15 protein-coding genes and 1 tRNA gene are annotated in these 16,599 nt (G+C 55.8%); 6 read left to right on the forward strand and 10 right to left on the reverse strand.

Annotated elements, in window-relative coordinates; all coding sequences use genetic code 11:
* Nucleotides 1–226: 226 nt before the first annotated feature.
* The gene (locus tag QZ862_RS00005; RefSeq protein ID WP_363315890.1) at nucleotides 227–1,141 is read right to left on the reverse strand and encodes an MBL fold metallo-hydrolase; all 915 of its coding nucleotides are present in this window, start codon (nucleotides 1,139–1,141) and stop codon (nucleotides 227–229) included.
* A 229-nt stretch (nucleotides 1,142–1,370) separates the two neighbouring features.
* On the opposite strand from QZ862_RS00005, the gene QZ862_RS00010 reads away from it, so the two are divergent.
* On the forward strand, nucleotides 1,371–1,964 hold the full coding sequence (locus QZ862_RS00010; RefSeq protein ID WP_296019951.1) for a class I SAM-dependent methyltransferase: 594 nt from the start codon (nucleotides 1,371–1,373) through the stop codon (nucleotides 1,962–1,964).
* Nucleotides 1,965–2,368: 404 nt separating this feature from the next.
* Here QZ862_RS00010 and QZ862_RS00015 read toward each other — a convergent pair whose 3' ends face one another.
* The gene (locus QZ862_RS00015) at nucleotides 2,369–3,448 is read right to left on the reverse strand and encodes a hypothetical protein (RefSeq protein ID WP_296096656.1); all 1,080 of its coding nucleotides are present in this window, start codon (nucleotides 3,446–3,448) and stop codon (nucleotides 2,369–2,371) included.
* 215 nt (nucleotides 3,449–3,663) lie between these two features.
* Entirely contained in the window at nucleotides 3,664–5,100 is a 1,437-nt protein-coding gene (locus QZ862_RS00020) for a PAS domain-containing protein (protein WP_296040613.1), read from the reverse strand.
* Between the two features lie 569 nt (nucleotides 5,101–5,669).
* Between QZ862_RS00020 and QZ862_RS00025 the strand changes: the two genes are divergently transcribed.
* Together QZ862_RS00025 and QZ862_RS00030 are read left to right on the forward strand one after the other, a co-directional pair.
* Nucleotides 5,670–6,332 carry a hypothetical protein gene (locus QZ862_RS00025; RefSeq protein ID WP_296096660.1) on the forward strand — a complete coding sequence of 221 codons (663 nt, stop codon included), beginning with the start codon at nucleotides 5,670–5,672 and terminating at the stop codon, nucleotides 6,330–6,332.
* Between the two features lie 380 nt (nucleotides 6,333–6,712).
* A complete protein-coding gene (locus tag QZ862_RS00030; protein WP_296096663.1) occupies nucleotides 6,713–7,120 on the forward strand; it encodes a VOC family protein in 408 nt (135 codons plus the stop codon).
* Between the two features lie 102 nt (nucleotides 7,121–7,222).
* Here the strand turns inward: QZ862_RS00030 and araD1 are convergent, their stop codons facing one another.
* The 4 genes from araD1 to chvE form a co-directional block, all read right to left on the reverse strand.
* Nucleotides 7,223–8,218 (reverse strand): AraD1 family protein, encoded by a 996-nt coding sequence (gene araD1, locus QZ862_RS00035; protein ID WP_296019966.1) that lies wholly within the window; start codon nucleotides 8,216–8,218, stop codon nucleotides 7,223–7,225.
* A gap of 100 nt (nucleotides 8,219–8,318) precedes the next feature.
* The gene (gene mmsB, locus QZ862_RS00040) at nucleotides 8,319–9,515 is read right to left on the reverse strand and encodes a multiple monosaccharide ABC transporter permease (protein WP_296096665.1); all 1,197 of its coding nucleotides are present in this window, start codon (nucleotides 9,513–9,515) and stop codon (nucleotides 8,319–8,321) included.
* Nucleotides 9,515–11,050, reverse strand: coding sequence for a sugar ABC transporter ATP-binding protein GguA (gene gguA, locus QZ862_RS00045; RefSeq protein WP_296040624.1), 1,536 nt, complete (start codon nucleotides 11,048–11,050; stop codon nucleotides 9,515–9,517). The genes mmsB and gguA overlap by 1 nt, the downstream gene beginning before the upstream one ends.
* A 90-nt stretch (nucleotides 11,051–11,140) precedes the next feature.
* Nucleotides 11,141–12,205, reverse strand: a complete 1,065-nt coding sequence (gene chvE / locus QZ862_RS00050; protein ID WP_296019973.1) for a multiple monosaccharide ABC transporter substrate-binding protein — start codon at nucleotides 12,203–12,205, stop codon at nucleotides 11,141–11,143.
* Between the two features lie 266 nt (nucleotides 12,206–12,471).
* On the opposite strand from chvE, the gene QZ862_RS00055 reads away from it, so the two are divergent.
* Together QZ862_RS00055 and QZ862_RS00060 are read left to right on the forward strand one after the other, a co-directional pair.
* Nucleotides 12,472–13,458, forward strand: a complete 987-nt coding sequence (locus QZ862_RS00055; protein ID WP_296019975.1) for a LysR family transcriptional regulator — start codon at nucleotides 12,472–12,474, stop codon at nucleotides 13,456–13,458.
* A gap of 162 nt (nucleotides 13,459–13,620) precedes the next feature.
* Nucleotides 13,621–14,115, forward strand: a complete 495-nt coding sequence (locus QZ862_RS00060; RefSeq protein ID WP_296096668.1) for a hypothetical protein — start codon at nucleotides 13,621–13,623, stop codon at nucleotides 14,113–14,115.
* 8 nt (nucleotides 14,116–14,123) lie between these two features.
* Here the strand turns inward: QZ862_RS00060 and QZ862_RS00065 are convergent, their stop codons facing one another.
* Both QZ862_RS00065 and QZ862_RS00070 read right to left on the reverse strand, forming a co-directional pair.
* Entirely contained in the window at nucleotides 14,124–14,351 is a 228-nt protein-coding gene (locus tag QZ862_RS00065) for a hypothetical protein (protein WP_296096669.1), read from the reverse strand.
* Nucleotides 14,352–14,662: 311 nt separating this feature from the next.
* Nucleotides 14,663–15,184, reverse strand: coding sequence for a MarR family winged helix-turn-helix transcriptional regulator (locus QZ862_RS00070; protein WP_296096672.1), 522 nt, complete (start codon nucleotides 15,182–15,184; stop codon nucleotides 14,663–14,665).
* A 472-nt stretch (nucleotides 15,185–15,656) separates the two neighbouring features.
* Here QZ862_RS00070 and QZ862_RS00075 point away from each other — a divergent pair.
* Nucleotides 15,657–15,733 (forward strand) — tRNA-Arg (locus tag QZ862_RS00075).
* Nucleotides 15,734–15,877: 144 nt separating this feature from the next.
* Here the strand turns inward: QZ862_RS00075 and QZ862_RS00080 are convergent.
* On the reverse strand, nucleotides 15,878–16,567 hold the full coding sequence (locus QZ862_RS00080) for a permease (RefSeq protein ID WP_296096675.1): 690 nt from the start codon (nucleotides 16,565–16,567) through the stop codon (nucleotides 15,878–15,880).
* Between the last annotated feature and the right edge of the window lie 32 nt (nucleotides 16,568–16,599).

Raw genomic sequence — 16,599 nt, forward strand, 5'->3', positions numbered from 1 at the left:
ATCTTTCCGCCAGGCTCAAAGGCGATCGGCTCGACCGTACCTTTGGGTATGCCCTTCGCCAATCGCCTTTGCCCTGACGAAAACCTGCTCCGGCAGAACGTTTCTATTTAACAAGGAAACGCTCTAGACCTAGCTTCAGATAAAAGTTGTTGCACGGCTTTTGCGTTAAATCGCGCAAAAGACGTATCAACAGCCTTCGGAACGGTCCCGGCGCATTCTTCGGTAGTTACAGATCACGCAACGCTGGCGTTTGTCTTTTCAGGACCGGCTGGACGAGAGGCCCGCCGCGTCGCAAAGGTGGCCGCGAGATTGGAGCGGTGGCAGCGTCTATAAATTCAAGCGTTTCAACAGACATACCCGCTGGAAGATCGATAAAATTCTCAAGCATCATTCCCTCGCGATCATCCAGCACCTCCTGTTCCAGAGCAGAAGCAGGGACGAGAGCCACGGCGTTTTGAATGTTTTCAAAATAGGCGATGTTGCGATCCAAGACGGCGGGGTCACTCGTTTGACCATGCGCAAGAACGAGGTGTTTCGCCTTCAGGCCGCGAATAAGGTTCGACGAGGAGCGAAGGCTGCGCAAGTCTTCCGGCGAACTGCTCCAGACTTCCGGAATGGGATGCTCCACCGCATCGACGGCCAGACAAGTCTCAATCTCCGGTATCCACACGGCAAGATGGTCCGGCGTGTGTCCTGGAGTGTGAAAAAGATGCAAAGTGAGATCGCCGCCATGCAGGGTCATACTGTCGCCACTGAAGGTCAAGTTTGGTGAAACAAGCTCCACCTCGTCGAAGCGAGACTCCGTCTTCCTTTTCTCTGCCAGAGTTCGGAGCGCCGAGGGGTCACGCAATCGCTCGATTGCAGATTGATGCGCAATGATCGGCGCACCACTGACTGCACGATTGCCCCAGAAATGGTCCCAATCCATGTGCGAGTTGACAACGATCAGAGGCCGACCCTGCATCCGATCGGCAAGCAGATCCAGCGCGTGACGACACTGGCTGGGTGTCCCCAGCGTATCGATCAGCACGTTGAAACGCTCGGTCCCGACGAACACAGCGTCGACCTCATCGCCAGCCCGGATAATGGCGATACGGTCATCCAGGCCCGCGTAGGACGTCAGCGTCACATCATTCGTCATTGTTCCCACCGCTTGATTGCCAAAACGCAACAGACCGTTTTACGACTTGGCCAGATCATGGTTGGAAGGCTTTGATGTCGTCAAGCGCTTAGACGGTCTTCGTGTGCCAGCCTCGCAAAAGCCCCCAAGCCCTGAACAGCTTTCAGACGGATGGCGGACTTGGAGATTGTTGGACAGACGTGCTAAACCGCTTCTCCTTTAAGAAGGTACCACTAGGAAGACACGGTCCATGACAGCCCGCGACGACAATACGATCGATTTTTACGCCCGAGAAGTTGCTGCCTATACGACCCGAGGCGAAGAGGCCTCCCCTCGCCTCAAGGCCTTTCTCGCCATCCTGCCAGCGGGCGGTCGTATTCTTGAACTGGGCTGCGGCGCAGGTCAGGATAGTGAGGCCATGCTTGGTCTCGGCTTCGACGTTCACCCCACGGACGGTACGCCTGAAATGGCCCGCGCTGCCCAAGACCGTCTCGGCGTTGCGACCAGCACGCTGCTCTTTGAGGATATTAACGAGCAAAACGCCTATGATGGAATCTGGGCCAATGCCTGCCTGCTACACGTGCCCCGTGCCACGCTTCCGTCCATCATCGCCCGCATCCATGCTGCCTTGAAAGATAAGGGCGTGTTCTATGCCAGCTACAAGGCAGGCACTGCTGAAGGCCGCGACGATCTCGACCGCTTCTACAATTATCCTTCTCCCGAGTGGCTTTTGGAGGTCTACCAGCGATGTTCCTGGACCTCAGTCACTATCGACGAAGCCGAAGGCGGCGGCTACGACAACAAGCCAACCGACTGGCTGCATGTAACCGCCGTGAAACCATAACGGCGCCCTTTTTTTGGGCGCGATCCTGCTTTTCACGTTGCACACCGCATATCCGCGGAACCTATTCCACTCAGAACTGTTCTCAGCGTGGGGAACACAGGGACAGAATTCGTGACCGGACAAGAATACCGATTGGCAAGATTTCTGAGCCATGACGCCATAAAGCAAACCTCTCGCCCTGCATCGCGAAAATCTGTGCAGACCGACGAACTTTTCTCGCATCTGCTACAGCGCCTGGACGAAGCAGAAATGCCGGATGACCAGTCTTGCGCAGATGCCGAGAAGAGAGGCGTTCAGAGTTCCAAGATGCTTCCTTGTTAAGGAAGAGCTCCAAGACCTCTAACTGAGAGTGGGCCCGCGCCTGCATCACGAGTGCGAGCCTTCACCTGAGCGTCGCTGAGCGATCAGTATATTTGCACCCCGTTGCTCTTCAGTTTTTCAAGAACGTCCCTGTTGTCAGCATCACGGGAAAGACCTTCGACCTTCTTGAGCGACCGGATATCGAGCAGAGCTTTTATATTTTCGGCTGGAACGTTGATGTCGATCCGTTCAAGTTTGCGCAAAGGCACAAGTGTTTGGAGATCGAAACTGTCAATCATCGACGTGACAAAAATGGCTTTCAGATTGACGCAGAGGCCAATATCCGATGTGTCTCTAACGTCGAAAACAGTCTCTTCACCTCCCCAGAAATACCATGCATAGGGATAAATCTCTTCCCCGCCATCGAATTGTACCCTGTCGACGGCATCGAGGAGCTCAGGCGTCAGGGGGTAGCGAACAAGATAATCAAGCGCCTGCGGTATAAGGTCATACCCGTCCTGCTCAAGATCGACCTGTCGGCCAAGAACATGGCTGGCAAGTTGCTCTGGAGTGCCAAGGTCAAGCAGCTTGGATCGCAACAGCGATGACATGACAACGAGCTTCAAATTGGGATCGGAAAACGGAGCGCCGGGGGCGCCCTTGGCAACCGGGTATGGTGGGGCAGTCGGTTCTGTATATTCGGCCTTGGGGTTGGAAATCTCAATCTCGTACAGATTTCCATTGCTGATCCGCGCAGACAAAATGCCCTCCGGAAGACGCATTGTGCCGTAGCGCGTCCCGCGCAGGACCTTACTTTCCTCACCGACCTTCATGTCGGGGACAGCAGATGGCAATTCTTTGAGGCTGATGCCCATGGGTACACCCGCTATTGTCTGATCGAAGCGAGAGTTGAACGTGATCGTTCCAATCCGACCGGTACGATCCAGTCGCACGATCACCCCATAGGTGTTTTCCAGAATGTCGATCACCCCACCCTTATGCGGCGCAGGGGCGCGCCAGGCGGTACCCATGGCCTTCTCAACTGCCGCGCCCGGCATGCCCGGTCGCAATGCTGCAAGTGCTGACACATCCACGCTATCGTCTTGCGCTATCAAAGGCTCGCCTCCCATTCCCGCAACGATACCCAATGTGACTGCTCCGGTGAGGAACTCTCTTTTTCGCACACGGTGCTCCCTGCGCAGATAATGAACCTGAATGAAGAAGGATGATGATATCCGAGAAACGACCAGAGATTAAATGCGGGCTTGTTTCATCGCTTCTGCGGGGACGTCTTCGACCCGCTACGGCGAAATACTATTCCCGATACCGGCAGCGCAAAGGCACTGAAAGAACGATTTTCCGTGCCGAGAGACAGACGGCCCCGGCGCAAATTTACCTCTCAGATCTCGGAGAGCGAAGCCAGGTTTGTTGATGCCGTGAAGACGACGCCCGTTACGTTATAATCGATAGAGGCTTTGCCAGTCAGCCCCAGCCCAAGCATTCTGATCAAGCGGGTGCCGAAACCTGATTTTTTCGGCGGGCTCACGGCAGGGCCTCCGCTTTCAACCCATGCGAAGTGAAATTCATCGCCATCGATCCTCCAATCGATGATGACCCTTCCCTCACTCGTCGACAACGCACCGTATTTGGCCGCATTTGTTGCAAGTTCATGCAGCGAAAGCGCAAGCGTGTTGCTCCCCTGGTGGGACAGAAGGAAATCTGGACCTGAGATAACAAAACGCTTTCCCGCATCGAAGGGTTCAATCGCGCGTTCGATGACAGCCCTGATATTGGCCGAGAGAAAGTCCCTACCCCGCAGCACATCATGAGACCGTCCAAGCGCATCCAGGCGGCTCGTGATGTTGTTGCGCATCGTCGTGACATCGAAATCACCGCGCATCGACTGGTTGACGATAGACTGCACGGTCGCCATCATGTTCTTGATGCGATGGCCCATCTCCTGGGCAATGACCGCCTTCTCCGCCTCGACTGCCTTACGCGCCGTGATGTCCATCGAAATGCCGTTCATCAGGATCGGCTGCCCATCGGCGCTGAACTTCGTTTCCGCTCGAACCTCCACCCAGCTTAAAGTGCCGTCCGGTCGATTGATACGATACTCGACCTGGAGATTGCCATCGGACGAAAGAGCCGACATCACCGCATCCTGCCAGCGGTCGAAATCACCCGGATGGATGGACGATTTGAGCTCCTCATAATCGAATTTATCGGTAGGGCTGCGGCCGAAATTGTCCTTGCACAGGGCGGAACAAGACAGCTTCTGCGCTGGAAGGTCGAGCGTCCAGGTTCCCAAACCGCCTGCCTTCAGCGTAAAGTTCAAGCGCTCTTCGCTGGCAATCAGATCAGCGATCCGACGTTCCAATTCGAGCTGATAGTCTTCCTGGTTCTTGATCGCGTTGATTGCACGCTCTCGTGTCACATCATGCTGAGACGCGAAGAAATACATCAGCTCCTCGCCATCGAAGACCGGCGAGACCAGCAGCCTGTTCCAGAAGATCGACCCATCCCGCTTGTAGTTGAGGAGATCCAGTTCGATGGAGGTGCGCTCCGCGATGGCACGCTTGAGACGGCTCACGTCATCAGCATTCGTTCCCGGCCCCTGCAGAAAGCGGCAATTCTTGCCAAGCGTTTCCTCGCGGCTATAGCCTGTCAGCCTGGCAAAAGCATCATTGACGAAAATGATCGGGTTATCCGCCTTTCGCGGATCGGTTATCACCATCGGCATCCGCGACGCGCGCATCGCCGCCGCAAACGGGCCGGCACCAGATACCAGCTCGCTGATTTCATGTTCGGTGTACAGGTGCTCGGGATTGTCCATGAGAAATCCATATACTCCCTTTGTTCTTTTGTATTGTGGAAAATGGATGTCGGACAAAGAGGAGCATTGGCTGTCGGCGCGATGCGTCCGCGGCGCCATCACACGGTCCCCGAACGCGCTTGCAAACGACCTTGGCCGGTTCCCCGCCAGGGTCCATCCCCGTCCCGCGGGAGCGAAATGCAGGGCTACAGGGTGCAGATTTCCTGCACGCATGCGACCTCAAATTCGGCATAGTGCCGGTTGCCGCGGCTGATGCGTCAATCTTTCGATCAGTCCGCGAACGAGTGAGCGTATCGCTCATCGATGCGGAGTTCGGGCCAATGTCGATTGCGGCGATCGTGTCGCAGATCATGCTTGGCGCTCCTTAGTCAGCGAGTAACGCCCTCCCCGGACGGAAATGGATCAGGATATTGCTCTCCCTAAAAACGAACACGTTACGGCAGGCTTTAATCGCAATCACGGTCTGCGTTGAGGACGGCTCGGAAAAAAATTTGTATGATTTGAACCAATCGCCAAAAGGTTGCTTATGTTAAAGCCGTTATTACGAAAAGCGAAGCAGGAGGATCTTCATGGGCTTGGAAACAGTCACGGCGCAGGAATGGCTTGATCGAGTGAAGCAGCGGGCAAGCAAGCTGCCAAATGATCTAGGAGATTGTGTGCGCAGGTTTGAACTTACACCTGCCGGCATGCCGCTTGAGGAGATCGAGGCTGGGTACCAAAAAGGGGGCCTTTCATTAGGCAACGATTTCCGGCCGAAGAGCCTTGTAACAGCCGTGGATGGTGACCTTGCGGTGGACGGGCTTGTCTCCACGCAAGGCGAAGATGGAAACGCAACCCTGATTGTCTTTGGTGATTTACGATGCAGGAGCTTGATCAATCATTGGGGGAGTATCGTTATCGTGACTGGCAGCCTGATAGCCGACGAGTGGGTGTATGCCGCAAGAGAAGACTCGTCGCTCATTGTTGGTGGGAATTTCAAGACGCCGATCTTCATAGGCGCAGATATTGAGCTAACCGTGGGCGGAATCCTGGAGGCAGATTATGCCTATGGCTACGCAACCAGCCTACCTGAATCAGGGCAAGTTTACGGTAAAGATAAATCGCTGGAGAACCGAAGCTGGCGAGAGATCGCGGCTAGGCTGGGTCTTGGTCACGAGGTAACGGCAGAGGACGCCCTGATGCAGGCGATCGACCTGAGGGTGATAACAACCGAGAGCCTGCTGCCGCGTTAATCCTTCGCCTTGGATGAACGTAAAACACCGCCAGCGCAGAGAGAACCGTCTCAGCCATGTCCAAATGCAGTTCGCCGCAAAACTGCACTTGTTAGGTCTACCGCGGCGCACTGAATATCATGCGGAAAGGACTGCGCTCACGAAGACGCTTTCAGACACTATTAGGCGAAGGACTACTTCGCACTCCAAAAGCTTGCGCTGGCGCCAACATATCCGTTGGCAAATTCGGAGAACTTCTCTTTTGTGAAGAGCACCGAAGACGTGCGCTTCTTGCGGGTCATAGTGGCTCTTGCACACCCCACCAACAAAGCCGAGGGCGCAGCCAGTTGTCCATCACGATTTGACTATCATGGAATTGACCCGCCAAGGAGGACCATTCGATGAGACCACCGAAAGCCATTTTAGAAACCGTGATCTATGCGACCGATCTTGATGCCGCGGAGCGCTTCTATCGTGACGTTGTCGGGCTCGAGGTTGTCAAAACTTTTAAGAACCAGTTCGTTTTCCTGCGCTGCGGCGAGCAGATGCTGCTGATCTTCAATCCGGAGACATCGCGCATCGCGGAAGGCGGCAATCCGCTTCCCCGTCATGGCACCACAGGAGCGGGGCATTTGTGTTTCAGGGCTGAAAACAAGGCGGAGGTCGATGCGTGGCGCGATCACTTCGTCGCCAAGGGTGTAGCGATCGACCTCTACTTCCGTTGGGACAACGGCACCTATTCCGTTTACGTCCGCGACCCCGCCGGCAATTCTGTCGAAGTGGGAGAAGTAGGCCTGTGGGCAATCTAAGAGGACGTGCGCTCTGACAAAGAAAAGGGCCCAAACGCTAAGCGTCGAGCCCTCTTCGTCAAGTCTGGCGGACGGCATCCGATAAGAAAACCGCCCTGCCCGCTAAATCTGGCGAACCGTGATCGTCTCTTCCTCGGCAACCTTCAGCGGGTTACGCAGCGGCAGGCCAAAGCCACCGGCTTCGATCTCGAACACATCGCCAGCTTCGGTCTTGATGCCATCCGCGAAAGACAGCGTGGCCGTGCCGAACATGTGAACATGCACTTCGCCCGGAACGCGGAACAAGCCGTATTTGAAGTGATGATATTCGAGGTTCGCGAAGGTGTGGGACATGTTGTCCTCACCGGAAACGAACGGCTTTTCGAAAATCACCTTGCCGTCGCGCAGGATACGGGACGTGCCGCGGATATCGGATGGCGGTGCGCCAACGCGAATTTCCGGACCGAAGCTTGCGGGGCGCAGCTTGGAGTGAGCGAGGTAGAGATAGTTGATCCGCTCGGTCACGTGGTCGGAGAACTCGTTCGACACGGCAAAGCCGATGCGCACAGGCTCGCCCTTGTCGGAGATCACGTAGATACCGGCCATCTCCGGCTCTTCGCCACCATCAAGCGCAAAAGACGGAGAGACGAGCGCTGCACCCGGAGCCGCCGAGACGTGGCCGTTGCCCTTGTAGAACCATTCGGGCTGTACGCCTTTTTCGCCAGCCTTCGGCTTGCCGTTCTCGAGGCCCATCTTGAACATCTTCATCGAGTCCGTCAGCGTCTCGTCAGACGCTTCCGAAGTCTTCTTGTGCATGCTGTCGCGCGTGGCGGCAGAACCGAGATGCGTCAGGCCTGTGCCGGTCAGATGCAGATGCGCCGGATCTGGATGGGTGATCGGCGGCAGGAAGCGGCCTTCGGAATAGGCCTTTTCGAGATCGACCGCATCGCCAAACCCGTGGGCCGCAATTACCTCAGCGAGCGACTTGCCGCCATTGGCAGCTTCCATCGCCAGCGTATAGACCGAATCTGTGTTGTTGACCGCACGAGCCTGCTCGCCGTCCTCGCGTGCCGCGACGATGATCTTGCCGCTGGCATCCTTGATTTGAGAAATCAGCATGATTGTTCCTTCCTGGGCGTCATGAAACGCCGCCGCCTCATGGAAGTGGCCGGAAACCGGCCACTTGCTGTCGTTCTATAGGTGGGGGTGGACCTGACGGTCAGCCCTTGTTCTTGTTGTAGACATCGAAGAACACGGCAGCCAGCAGCACAAGGCCCTTGACCATCTGCTGGAAGTCGATGCCGAGACCGACGATCGACATGCCGTTGTTCATCACGCCCATGATAAAGGCGCCGATGACCGCACCGGTGATCTTGCCGACGCCGCCGGAAGCGGACGCGCCGCCGATGAAGCAGGCCGCGATCACGTCCAGTTCGAAGCCCACGCCAGCTTTCGGCGTTGCCGAATTCAGGCGCGTTGCCACGATCATGCCGGCGAGACCAGCGAGAACGCCCATATTGACGAAGGTCAGGAAGCTCAGGCGTTCGGTGTTGATACCGGAAAGCTTCGTCGCCTTCTCGTTGCCGCCCATCGCATAGATGCGACGGCCGATCGTGGTGCGACGGGTCACGAAGCTGTAGATCGCAATCAGCACCAGCATGACGATCAGAACGTTCGGCAGACCGCGATAGGTCGACAGGCTGTAGCCGAGGAACATAATCGCAGCGGCGATCAGCAGGTTCTGCACAAGGAAGAAACCGAAAGGCTCAACCTGGATGCCGTGCTTCTCATTGACCTGACGACGACGCCAGGCCAGCACGAGAAGAACAGCCGAAATCGCAATCGTCAGGATCAGCGAGGTGGTGTTGATGCCTTCGATGCCGCCAATGTCTGGCAGGAAGCCCGTGCTGATGACCTGGAAATCGGACGGGAACGGACCGATGTTCTTGCCGCCCAGAACGAACAGTGTCAGGCCGCGGAATACCAGCATGCCCGCCAGCGTCACGATGAAGGACGGAATGCGGTGATAGGCAATCCAGTATCCTTGCGCCGCACCGATGATGCCGCCGATGACAAGGCAGATCAACGCGGCCAGGAACGGGTTCATGCCCCATTGCACGGTCAAGATCGCGGCTATCGCGCCAACAAAGGCGACGATGGACCCGACCGAAAGATCGATATGCCCCGCCACGATGACGAGCAGCATGCCGAGCGCCATGATGACAATGAACGAGTTCTGCAACACCAGGTTGGTCAGGTTGACCGGACGGAAGAGAATGCCGCCTGTGTAGAACTGGAAGAAGAGCATAATGGCGACGAGCGCGATCAGCATGCCGTATTCGCGGATATTGGACCGGATATACGAGCCGACCGAGACGACGTTGTTCTCTTCGGTGGATGTGTTGGTCGAACTCATCAGTTCTTCTCCCCTGAGCGCATGATAGCGCGCATGATGCTTTCCTGGCTCGCCTCTCCCTTCGGCAATTCGGCGACAATCCGTCCTTCGTTCATCACGTAGATGCGGTCGCAGTTGCCAAGCAGCTCGGGCATTTCCGATGAGATCATCAAAACGCCCTTACCGTCGGCGGCAAGCTGGTTGATAATGGTGTAAATTTCATATTTCGCACCGACGTCGATACCGCGCGTCGGTTCGTCCAGAATAAGCACGTCCGGATTGGAGAACAGCCATTTGGACAGCACGACCTTTTGCTGGTTGCCGCCCGACAGATTGACCGTTTCCTGGAAGATGCCGGAAGAGCGAATACGCAAGCGCTTGCGGAAATCGGACGCGACCTGCATTTCCTTGATGTCGTCAATGACGGTAGCAGACGAGACACCGGCAAGATTGGCAAGCGTCGTGTTGTGCAAAATATTGTCGTTCAGCACGAGACCCAGATGCTTGCGGTCTTCGGTCACGTAGGCCAGGCCGGCGTCGATCGCCTTGCGAACGGTGCTCACATCCACCGGCTTGCCGTGGATCAGAACATCGCCGGAGATCTTGTGACCATAGGACTTGCCGAACACGCTCATGGCGAATTCGGTGCGACCTGCACCCATGAGACCCGCAATACCGACAACCTCGCCCTTACGGACATTGATGTTGATATCGTGCAGGACCTGACGATCGCGGTGCTGCTGGTGATAGGCGTTCCAGTTCTTGACTTCGAGAATGGTCTCGCCGATCGGCACATCGCGCGGCGGATAGCGGTCTTCCAGATCGCGGCCCACCATGTTGCGGATGATCACGTCTTCGCTGATCTCTTCCTTATGGCAGTCGAGCGTCTTCACCGTCATGCCGTCGCGCAGCACGGTGATCTGGTCGGCCACCTTGCGCACTTCGTTCAGCTTGTGAGTGATGATGATCGAGGTCAGCCCTTGCGTGCGGAACTCCATCAGGAGGTTGAGCAGCGCTTCGGAATCGCTTTCGTTCAGCGATGCGGTCGGCTCGTCGAGGATCAGAAGCTTCACGCTCTTCGACAGCGCCTTGGCGATTTCCACCAGCTGCTGCTTGCCGACACCGATATCGGTGATGAGCGTTTCGGGCGATTCCTTCAGGCCGACCTTCTTCAGCAACTCGCGTGTGCGCGTGAATGTCTGCTGCCAGCTGATGACGCCGTTCTGCGCGACCTCGTTGCCGAGAAAAATGTTTTCTGCAATCGACAGAAGCGGCACGAGCGCCAGCTCCTGGTGAATGATGATGATGCCGATATCTTCACTGTCGTTGATGGCGCGGAAATTGCGCAGCTCACCCTCGTAGTGGATTTCGCCGTCATAGGTGCCAGCGGGATAAACGCCGGAAAGGACCTTCATAAGGGTCGACTTTCCCGCGCCATTCTCGCCGACGAGCGCATGTATCTCACCCTGACGAACCTTGAGGTTCACGTTTTGCAGCGCTTTCACGCCCGGAAACGTTTTGGTGATGTTGCGCATTTCGAGAATGGTGTTGTCCATATCACAATCCTGCGCCGTACAATCCGGCGTTCTTATGTGGGTAAACGGGGAGCGACGATCACGTCGCTCCCCGTCACGATCATGAAGAAATTACTTCAGCTGGTCGGCCTTGTAGTAACCGCTTCCAACCAGAACCTTTTCAGCATTGTCCTTGGTCACGAGAACCGGCTTCAGCAGGTAGGACGGAACAACCTTGACGCCGTTTTCGTAGGTCTTGGTGTCGTTGACTTCAGGCTCTTTGCCTTCCATCAGCGCGTTGACCATGTTGACGGTAACCTTGGCGAGTTCGCGGGTGTCCTTGAAGACGGTCGAGTACTGTTCGCCAGCCATGATGGACTTGACGGACGGAACTTCAGCGTCCTGACCGGAAACGACCGGCAGCGGCTGGTCCTTGGAACCGTAACCTACGCCCTTGAGCGAGGAGATGATACCGATGGAGATGCCGTCGTAAGGCGACAGAACCGCATCAAGCTTGGCGTCGGTGTAGTAAGCGGAGAGCAGGTTGTCCATACGAGCCTGGGCTGTTGCCGGATCCCAACGCAGCGTACCGACCTTGTCCATGCCCATCTGGCCGGACTTCACGACGAGCTTGCCGCTGTCGATGTAAGGCTTCAGGACAGACATCGCGCCATCATAGAAGAAGAACGCGTTGTTGTCGTCCGGCGAACCACCGAAGAGCTCGATGTTGAACGGACCCTTGCCGTCCTTCAGGCCAAGCTTGTCGGCAATAGAGGTTGCCTGCAGAACGCCAACCTGGAAGTTATCGAAGGTTGCGTAGTAGCTGACGTCGCCGCTGTTACGGATCAGGCGGTCATAGGCGATAACCTTGATGCCCTGTTCGCCAGCCTGCTTGAGAACGTCCGACAGAGTCGTGCCGTCGATCGAAGCGATAACGAGGACCTTGACGCCCTTCGTGACCATGTTTTCGATCTGGGAAAGCTGGTTCGGAATGTCGTCGTCAGCATACTGAAGATCGGTCGTGTAGCCGGCGTCTTTCAGCTGCTTGACGATGTTGTTGCCGTCGTCGATCCAGCGAGCCGAGGACTTGGTTGGCATGGCGATACCAACCGTGCCCTTGTCCTGCGCCCAGACGGGCGACGCAAATGCTGCAGCGCCGATGGCGCAGGCAGCAAACAACGAAATGATGGATTTCATGAACTCTCTCCCTTGGAACCCTTTTAGGCACCTGTATCCTTACAGACTGCCGTCAAATCCATGCGCGGTAGTGAAGAATCGAGCTTACTCGAACGGGCTCCCTGAGCTATTCCGTCTTTCACCGCTCCTCCCCGGCATGAGGTGCAAACTGTTCTGAATCCATATAACTGTCAAATAGAATATCTCTCTTTTCCTATATCTTTTTTGGTATATTAAATCGATATAAATTTTTGTCGGGCGCGTTAACAGCTCAGAAGGCACGAAAAATGGAACGGGATGAAACAAATCTGAGTGAGCTTCCCTCCGTTACAGAAGACAACCCCCTGTTGCGCGCAGGGTTGAAAATGACCCATCTACGTATGCTTGTGATGGTAGAAGAACACGGTCAGGTCAGCGCGGCCGCGACCGCGCTCAACATGACGCAGCCAGCCGCATCGCGAATCCTGTCGGAAATGGAAGCCATTGTGAAAAGCCCGCTTTGCCAGCGGGCATCGCGTGGCGTGGTGTTAACCAAGTTTGGAAAAGCCCTGGCAACACGCGCCAAGAAGATTCTGCTGGAGCTCCGAGAGGCGAGTCGCGAACTGGCGCAGATGAAATCGGGAAGCGGCGGATCGGTCTATATCGGGTCCGTTACGGCTCCGGCCATCAGCATGGTGGTGCCGGCCTTGCGCAAGGCGATGGACATCTATCCCGGCATCGAGATCAGCGTTCAGGTGGAAACCAGCAATATTCTCGCACGCGAGCTCTTGGCCGCACGGCATGACTTCGTCATCGGCCGCATTCCCGACGATCTCGACCCGGCTCTGTTCAACGCCCATGAAATCGGCATCGAACGCGCCTGTCTTCTGGTCGGCAAGAATCATCCGTTGCTCCAGAACCCTCCGGCGAGGTTGGAGGACCTTTGCGATTACGACTGGGTGTTCCAGCCTCCGGGCACGCTGCTTCGGCGCACGATCGAGGATGTCTTCCTGTCGCATGGCGTTTCGCTGCCGCGCAATATCATCAACACGCCGTCCACCGTGCTGACACTCGCCATCGTTTCCGCCACCAATGCGATCGCGCCACTGGCGCTGGAAATGGCTGAATTCGTGTCCGGCCAGCACGCCCCCATAGGCGAGATTCGCATTCTGCCGACCGATTTCGAACTGAGCGTCAAACCCTTCAGCCTGCTGACGGTCAAAGACCGGGTATTGCCGCCAAGTGCGCAGCTTCTCTATGACCTGATACTCGATGAGAGCCGCAAAAGCGCATGATACTTAAGCCTCGGGCAACATTGCGATGATTGTCTACCGAGGCGCCACCACCGCGCATGCCCTCAATCAGCCCGACAAAGGTTCGGCGCTTACATCATCGTCACGACACTCGGAATTAAGTTTCGAAAGACGATGATACGACCTTAAAAGAGTGGGAACGTCATGCTTTTCGGCCAGTCGGTTTTTCAGTCTGTTGTCGCCCGCCTTGAGCGCGAAGCGGAAGAACTGCCCGAGGAGGAAGATCCGGCAATCTTCAGCCGCCGCATCATCTTCGATCCTGGCCCACTCAAGACATCCGACATGCCGGAGATGGAGGCGGACAATCGACCGCTCTCGGCCTATCTCGACCTTCTGGAAGATGCGCCACTCTTGGAAGGGCCCGTGCCGGCACAAGACACAGAAGACCCGCCTCCAGCCGTCATGCCCGCCTACCTGCAGAAGACATCGCTCGCCGAGGTGAGCGATGAGCTTGGCATTGGCGAACACGATACGCTGGACAGCCTGACCGAGAAGCGCCGCCGCTTCGCGCGGCTCAATCATCCAGATGCGGTGCCCGCCGCATTTCGCCAGAACGCCCATCTGCGCATGACCGCAGCCAATCTCCTTATCGATCAGGCCATCCGGCTTCTGGCATTACAGGGCGTAAACCGTCGCTAACTTACCCTTCAATCCTGCTCTGATGTCGAAATGGTGTCTTCAGGCTTATCCACGGAGGGCTTGAAGGTCAGCAGCAACGCATAGGCAGCATAGAGCGCCAGTCCACCGACAAGCGTCGACCAGAAGGGTTCATGATTGACGAATTCAACGACTGCCCAGCCAGCGCAGGCGCCGACGATCAAGAGCCGCACCCAGAGCGGACGATACATGGGGTGGTTGGTGTCGATAAAAAGCATGGTTTCTCCATCGTGCCACGCGCGCCTCTCCTTAAAGAAACCGGCGCAAGCTCGAAATCGGCACGTCCGGGCAGCATATCCCCCCAAGAGGCGGCAGAATGCAAGACCGCAAGATCAAGAGCGAGGGGATAATCGAACGCCCAAACCTGATTGTGATCGAAGGAACGTCTTCCTCCGCCTCATCTCGTGACGGAATAGCGGGGCAACCTGTTGATCGCAGTTCAAGGGCAGTAAGGTGTCATAAAACAAAAACGGTGCGCATCGGCACCGCTTCGTCATCGTTCATAAATGCGGGGGGCGATGAGTGATGATCACTCTTCGATCTTGCGCAACAGGCCGACCAGCTGATCGCGGGCTTTCTCGCCGCCCAGCCTGCGAACGACCTTGTCCTCATGCGCCTTCCATACCCGCTGGATATCGTCGAGCAGGGCGTTCCCATCTTCTGTCATTTCCAGATAATGAACACGCCTGTCGGTCAGGGATTTGCGTCGGCTCAGAAGCCCCTTCTCCTCAAGCCCGTCGATGATCGCGACGAAATTCGCCCGCTGAATGCCGAGCGCTTCAGCCACATCGCTCTGCTTTAGATCGGAATTGTTGGACACGACGACAAGAACGGAAAAATCTGCCGGCCGAAGACCGTAGCCGAGAAGATTTTCGTTAAACTCACTGACCACTGCAAGTTGTGCCTTGCGAAGCCGGTAAAGCACTGCATCGGACAGGATAGAGTAGTCGATATCCAGCTTCGCACGTTTGGACTGATCAGGAGACGACTCTTTCGTCTCCGAATATTTCCCCTTCGCCCGACCTTGCTCGAAAGCGATATCCAAAGTCATCCCGGTCTCCTGTCGACAATCGTCATATAGTGGAAGCTGTTGAAATATGTTTATTAGAACAATGTTTAATAGTAATTAATCCAGCGGTCTAGTCTTTGAAGGAGCGAAAACTTATAGAGCGCTGATCGCCATGCGCCGCTTCTATACTGCAGGACTGAATATTGGCGTCGATAACCAATATATTGTAAATGCATCATTAATTCAGTCTCCGACACCCTTTAGAACACTCCCAGAAAGCGTCGCTGCGCCCGGGTAATTGCGGTTCAGTCTTCGAAAAAACGACGACTGTTAATTTACGCCCGCAAGAAATTGGGTGCAATCCTAAGATGTGACATATAACAGATGATTTATCATGTTTCTTCACCTTTCAGCCTTTGGTCGGAGCCAGCGGCATTTTAAAGATTGAAGAGACGTGAAAGCTGGTTTAAGAAACCGACCATATTAAAACGCGACTCGAAGCCGCGTCTTAAGGGCACCCGTAGCTCAGCTGGATAGAGTGTTGGATTCCGATTCCAAAGGTCACAGGTTCGAATCCTGTCGGGTGCGCCATTTATTTCAACCCTCGCGCGGCAAATATCCGATGATGTACCATACCTCGTGATGTGGGCCGTCGGCATGGTTTTGATCTTGCTTTGGCTGGCGATATGGCTTGCGCGAAAGTAGACCCTTTGTGTCGCCTCGACCATGGCTTCATCAGACCGCGCCGGGAGCGATGCTTTTAGCTTCGAACGTGATCAGCACGGCGGCGACCAACGCAGCAATCGTCGCCAACAGAAATACAATGACGAAAGTTGCAGCAGCTCTCATCCCTCCCATATGGACATCGCGCATAAACCAGCGGATCTGCGCCTGCGCATACCATATAGTTGCGACCGCTATTGTTATGAGACCTGCTAGAACACCTTCGTGTCCCGGCATACTGAGAAAATCAAATCCAAGCCCAAGCACGAAAGCAAAGGGCGCTGCCACGTAGCACTGGCTAAAGAATGGTGGGCGTAGGGAATCGCGGGTGATTAGGACTTTCCTTGATCGAAGCAGCGCGACGGCCATGCACAAGGGAAAGATTCCGAAAATAACGCCTCGTGCGATCAGAAGATTGGAGCCGGATCCTAAAGCCCTGACGGCAGTGGCGGCGTCGTAGATCGAGGGCAAAGCACCTGCGACGCCTTGCGAAATCATCAGAGTAATCAACAGAAAAAGAGGCGGACTGAGGGTGTCCTCGTATTGGTCTTCGGGCTTGTCGGCCAGTTCGGTGTCTGCATAGCGCATCATCTCAAGCGGCCGCACGATGGAGCGCCACATGGTGATAGGATAGAAGACCAGCCACGACACCAACTCGTAGAGCAGTTCTTCGAGCGACTTCAGCAATTTCATGAAGTCCATAGGCTCAATCCTCCCATTAGACGGATACCTGG

This window comes from uncultured Agrobacterium sp. (assembly GCA_913777615.1).
Taxonomy (GTDB): domain Bacteria; phylum Pseudomonadota; class Alphaproteobacteria; order Rhizobiales; family Rhizobiaceae; genus Agrobacterium.

Excerpts from the sequence above, each read along its gene's own strand:
- QZ862_RS00005 (WP_363315890.1), bottom strand. The coding sequence starts at position 1,141 with ATGACGAATGATGTGACGCTGACGTCCTACGCGGGCCTGGATGACCGT.
- QZ862_RS00010 (WP_296019951.1), top strand. The coding sequence starts at position 1,371 with ATGACAGCCCGCGACGACAATACGATCGATTTTTACGCCCGAGAAGTT.
- QZ862_RS00020 (WP_296040613.1), bottom strand. The coding sequence starts at position 5,100 with ATGGACAATCCCGAGCACCTGTACACCGAACATGAAATCAGCGAGCTG.
- QZ862_RS00025 (WP_296096660.1), top strand. The coding sequence starts at position 5,670 with ATGGGCTTGGAAACAGTCACGGCGCAGGAATGGCTTGATCGAGTGAAG.
- QZ862_RS00030 (WP_296096663.1), top strand. The coding sequence starts at position 6,713 with ATGAGACCACCGAAAGCCATTTTAGAAACCGTGATCTATGCGACCGAT.
- araD1 (WP_296019966.1), bottom strand. The coding sequence starts at position 8,218 with ATGCTGATTTCTCAAATCAAGGATGCCAGCGGCAAGATCATCGTCGCG.
- mmsB (WP_296096665.1), bottom strand. The coding sequence starts at position 9,515 with ATGAGTTCGACCAACACATCCACCGAAGAGAACAACGTCGTCTCGGTC.
- gguA (WP_296040624.1), bottom strand. The coding sequence starts at position 11,050 with ATGGACAACACCATTCTCGAAATGCGCAACATCACCAAAACGTTTCCG.
- chvE (WP_296019973.1), bottom strand. The coding sequence starts at position 12,205 with ATGAAATCCATCATTTCGTTGTTTGCTGCCTGCGCCATCGGCGCTGCA.
- QZ862_RS00055 (WP_296019975.1), top strand. The coding sequence starts at position 12,472 with ATGGAACGGGATGAAACAAATCTGAGTGAGCTTCCCTCCGTTACAGAA.
- QZ862_RS00060 (WP_296096668.1), top strand. The coding sequence starts at position 13,621 with ATGCTTTTCGGCCAGTCGGTTTTTCAGTCTGTTGTCGCCCGCCTTGAG.
- QZ862_RS00065 (WP_296096669.1), bottom strand. The coding sequence starts at position 14,351 with ATGCTTTTTATCGACACCAACCACCCCATGTATCGTCCGCTCTGGGTG.
- QZ862_RS00070 (WP_296096672.1), bottom strand. The coding sequence starts at position 15,184 with ATGACTTTGGATATCGCTTTCGAGCAAGGTCGGGCGAAGGGGAAATAT.
- QZ862_RS00080 (WP_296096675.1), bottom strand. The coding sequence starts at position 16,567 with ATGGACTTCATGAAATTGCTGAAGTCGCTCGAAGAACTGCTCTACGAG.